We start from the raw sequence: 3833 nt of genomic DNA, 5'->3' as shown, positions 1-3833 counted from the left end.
GTAAGCTGGCTCTGGTAATTGAGCTTTCGGGCCTTACCGGGTTTTACACTGATGCACGCACCTGCCTGCTCTTAGGTTTGCAAAGTTTGGTGCCAAACCATTAAACGGCTCTTATACAAACACATTAAGTGAAAGGTTAAATCTACTCCTCCAACAACCCAGCTACAAACTGGTCAAACTCTTCTGTAAACTCTGTGTACTTGTCTCCAGTTGCTGGACCGTTAAAACCTGTATGGATTTTTCTAACGGTTCCTGTTTTATCTATAAAAATAGTGGTAGGATAGCTTAACACGTGGTTTAACATAGGTAGTTTTTCTTGGGCAGACACCTTACTGGCTGTTCCATATTGTGCCAATAGCACAGGATAATCAATGTTCAATCTGTTTTTAAGCCTTTCTATATTGGTAAAGGCTTTTTCTTCTGTTTTGGTGTATTCAAATGCCAAACCTACAATTTCAAAATCTTTGTCTTTGTTGTTTTTATAATAATTTGCCAGGAATTTGCTTTCATCCATACAGTTAGGACACCATGTACCCATAATTTGCACCAAGACCACTTTGTTCTTAAAACGCTCATCGTTTAAGGAAATGGTGTTTCCATTTGCATCCGGAAAGGTAAAAGTGACTTTGTTATAGCCTTCTTTTAAAAAGGTTAAATTGTTGGCATCAGGCAATTCAAAAAACTCATTTCGTTTTGCGATAAAAGGTTCTTTAAAATGGTTTCCAGAATAGAACATGCCTTGCATGCTACTATCGGTTACCGTGGCATTAAACAAATAGGCATGAGCACCATCAAAAGTAGAAAGTTTTAATTGATTTCCATCCAGAACTCCCTCCAGATATCTGTAATCTCCAGTCATGGTCCTAAAGGTTCCCGTTACTTTTTGATGGTCTTGTTTAAAAATCCCTTTGGCCACATAGCTATCAGCTTCAGAGTCTGGACTAAAAGTCGTTTCCCAGTTTCCGGAAACATTGGTAATGGGTTTGCTTTTGGCTTCAAAGCGTTTGGATACACCAAAATAAGCTGTGATAGGAACGGCTCTGTTTAAATCGTCCTTAATGTAGTTTCCTTCAAAACCATTTTCCGTTAGTTTCGCAGCTATATAGCTGTCAAATACAGGAGGTTTTATAAACACAGAATCGTTTCTATAGGAGATTTCATCGACTTCAATCTGTTCTTCAGCATTAAAAATTTGAAGTTTGTTGCTGGATAGCACTTCAAAGATAAAAGGCATGTCCAGACTGTCATTTACTTTTAAAAGTGCTTGGTAGGTCCCTACTTTTAAATTTTTGGGACCTTGTTGCTTTTCTTCTTTACAAGAAACTAAAAGAATTAAAAGACTCAATAAACTAATGACTCGCATAAAGGAATTGGCTTGTTTAACAAAAAAGCGACCTAGAGGTCGCTTCATCTTATTTATTTTTTCTTCGGATTAAATATAGGAAGCAATTGGGTTGAGACTTCACCAAAACCAATTCTGGTGCCATCTTTTTCACAATAACCTCGCATAATAACTGTATCGTAATCGTTTATAAACTTTCGTTCTGTCCCATCATTCAAGGTAATAGGCTTCTCTCCTCTCCAGGTCAATTCCAACATAGAACCATAAGAATCTGGTGTTGGTCCAGAAATGGTTCCAGAGCCCATCATGTCTCCAGAATTTACTGGGCAACCGTTAATGGTATGATGTGCCAATTGTTGTACCATGTTCCAGTACATGTATTTAAAATTGGATTTGCTAATAACGGTTTCTTTAGCTGTTTTAGGTTTGATGGCCACTTCCAGCTTAATATCATAACTTTTCTTGCCTTTATACTGTAAATAAGGCATTTGAGGCTTTAACGGTTTTGGACTCTCCACACGATAAGGTTCCAATGCATCCAAAGTGACAATCCATGGCGAAATGGATGATGCAAAGTTTTTTGCCAAGAAAGGCCCTAAAGGCACATATTCCCATTTTTGGATGTCCCTAGCAGACCAGTCGTTAAATAATACCAATCCAAAAATGTACTCTTCAGCTTCATCTATTGGAATGGGTTCTCCTAAATCGTTAGCATCTGTAGTAATAAAGGCCATCTCCAGTTCAAAATCCACCAATTTGGAAGGTCCAAAAACAGGGGTATCACTTCCTGCAGGAAGCGTTTGTCCTTGAGGTCTGTGAATAGGTATTCCCGAAGGGATGATGGAACTGCTTCTACCATGGTATCCCACAGGAATGTGCAACCAGTTTGGCATTAAGGCGTTTTCTGGATCGCGAAACATGGTCCCTACATTGGTAGCATGCTCGATACTGGAGTAAAAATCGGTGTAATCGCCAATTTGAACAGGTAATTGCATTTCTATTTCATCTAAGCGAAATAGGACAATTTCCTTATGTTTTAGGTTGTTTTTCAGTTCGTTATTCTCTGCATCAAAAATATCTGCTATTCTGTTTCTAACAGCTCTCCAGGTTTTTCTACCATCGGCAATAAAGTCGTTTAAAGTATCTTGAAGAAAAATATCGTCGGTCAACGGAATTCCTTCAAAATAACCCAACTGGTGCAAAGCCCCTAAATCTATGGCTGTGTCCCCTATCCGTGTTCCAATGGTAATAATATCGTCTCGTGTTAAGAACACGCCAAAAGGAATGTTTTGAATGGGGAAATCGGAGTTTTTATCGACGTGTAACCACGATCTTCTATCTGGATTGTTAGCTGATATTGGCATAACTGTTTCTGTGTTTTATATTAATAAATTCTATTCAAACCTACATAACTTTTTATTTTTAAACTAATAATAAAGGGAAAATGTGGTTTCACTTTATGCATTAAAAAAAATGCGAAAAGCGAAGTAAATATATGTTTTTTGATGAATTAAACTAATCTATTTGTTATTTTTGACATGATTTTAACTATAAGGAGATTTACCCTTGAAAGTACGTTAGCGGTTTGATGTTTGTTAAGGTGCCCATACACCTTAAAAACTTATTGACCCAACGGCTTAAAAGACCACAATAGTTTTAAAACATCCTCTTAGAGTCATCATCTTTAACTTAAAAATAAAATATAAATTAAAAATATATCTATATGCAACGCGACGAACAAATATTCGAATTGATAGAAGCCGAAAAACACAGACAATTAGAAGGTATCGAATTGATTGCTTCAGAAAATTTTGTAAGCAACCAAGTAATGGAAGCTGCTGGTTCTGTTTTAACCAATAAATATGCCGAAGGCTATCCTGGCAAACGCTATTATGGAGGTTGCGAAGTGGTGGATGAAGTAGAGCAATTAGCCATAGACAGAGCCAAAACCTTGTTTAATGCTGAATATGTTAACGTACAACCACACTCAGGAAGTCAGGCAAACACAGCTGTTTTTGCTGCTTGCCTTAAACCAGGCGATAAAATATTAGGTTTCGATTTATCCCATGGTGGTCATTTAACTCATGGGTCTCCAGTGAATTTTTCCGGAAAACTCTATAACCCGGTTTTTTATGGTGTAAAAAAAGAAACGGGACTTATAGATTACGAGCATGTGGCAGAGATGGCCGAAAAAGAAAGACCCAAATTAATTATTGCTGGTGCTTCTGCATATTCCAGAGATATGGATTTTAAACGTTTTAGGGACATAGCAGATGGCATTGGTGCTATTTTATTGGCAGACATTTCCCATCCTGCTGGCCTGATTGCCAAAGGTATTTTAAACGATCCTCTTCCTCATTGCCATATTGTGACCACAACAACCCATAAAACCTTACGTGGTCCAAGAGGTGGCATGATCATGATGGGGCAGGATTTTGACAATCCGTTTGGGTTAAAACTCAAAAACGGCATCTTGAAAAAAATGTCTTCA

The 3833-nt window shown here is 37.6% G+C and carries 3 protein-coding genes; 1 reads left to right on the top strand and 2 read right to left on the bottom strand.

Going from position 1 to position 3833, the window contains the following annotated elements; all coding sequences use genetic code 11:
- Nucleotides 1-142 precede the first annotated feature (142 nt).
- Nucleotides 143-1363, bottom strand: a complete 1221-nt coding sequence (locus AACY93_RS13620; protein ID WP_286852851.1) for a TlpA disulfide reductase family protein — start codon at nucleotides 1361-1363, stop codon at nucleotides 143-145.
- Between the two features lie 53 nt (nucleotides 1364-1416).
- The gene (gene fahA / locus AACY93_RS13615) at nucleotides 1417-2706 is read right to left on the bottom strand and encodes a fumarylacetoacetase (protein WP_286852841.1); all 1290 of its coding nucleotides are present in this window, start codon (nucleotides 2704-2706) and stop codon (nucleotides 1417-1419) included.
- 359 nt (nucleotides 2707-3065) lie between these two features.
- Here fahA and glyA point away from each other — a divergent pair.
- Nucleotides 3066-3833, top strand: a 768-nt coding sequence (gene glyA / locus AACY93_RS13610; RefSeq protein WP_339612156.1) for a serine hydroxymethyltransferase, incomplete at its 3' end; no start/stop codon positions are given.

Source organism: uncultured Xanthomarina sp. (assembly GCF_963971605.1).
Taxonomy (GTDB): domain Bacteria; phylum Bacteroidota; class Bacteroidia; order Flavobacteriales; family Flavobacteriaceae; genus Xanthomarina; species Xanthomarina gelatinilytica.
Note: the sequence above shows the minus strand (reverse complement) of the source record. Positions and strands in the feature narration are given on the sequence as shown.

What these genes read in the sequence shown, in the direction of transcription:
- AACY93_RS13620 (WP_286852851.1), bottom strand. Translation starts at nt 1,363, where the DNA reads ATGCGAGTCATTAGTTTATTGAGTCTTTTAATTCTTTTAGTTTCTTGT.
- fahA (WP_286852841.1), bottom strand. Translation starts at nt 2,706, where the DNA reads ATGCCAATATCAGCTAACAATCCAGATAGAAGATCGTGGTTACACGTC.